At 68.8% G+C, this 477-nt stretch carries 1 protein-coding gene; it reads left to right on the forward strand.

Annotation, left to right across the window (positions count from 1 at the left end):
* Positions 1-25 precede the first annotated feature (25 nt).
* A partial coding sequence (locus tag C1J01_RS48585) for a hypothetical protein (protein ID WP_220040511.1) occupies positions 26-477 on the forward strand: 452 nt, incomplete at its 3' end.

The raw sequence follows: 477 nt of genomic DNA on the forward strand, positions 1-477 counted from the left end.
GTTCGTGCTTCCGCTGTGTACCCCGGTGGGTCCGATCGCCGATCGGCTGTTGGGCTGGGTGATCGCCCTGGTGGTCTGCGTGCCCGCCGCGCTGTTCCTCTTCCCGCCACGTCACCACGACGAATTACGCCGCACCGCCGCCCGGGTGTGCCGCGTGCTTGCCTACCGGCTGGAGGGAAGCGCCTCGGCGCGCGACGTCAACCGCGCCATGAACGAGTTGTACGAAAGTTTCCTCGGCGCCGATTACCGTCCGGTGGCGTTGACCGCGGGCAGTCGCGCACTCGTGCGCGTCGTCGACGACCTCGGATGGATATCGGACCGGGTCACCGATTCGACGGGCGAGATCCTTGGGGAGATGCGCGATCCCGTGGTGCGCGTGCTGCGCGACAGCGCCGCGCTGCTGCGGATCCATGATCCGGCGAGACGTGCCGAGCGCAGCGCCGACCTGCGTGCCGCACTGGAAGAACTGCGCACCGT

The organism is Nonomuraea aridisoli (assembly GCF_003236395.1).
Classification (GTDB): domain Bacteria; phylum Actinomycetota; class Actinomycetes; order Streptosporangiales; family Streptosporangiaceae; genus Nonomuraea; species Nonomuraea aridisoli.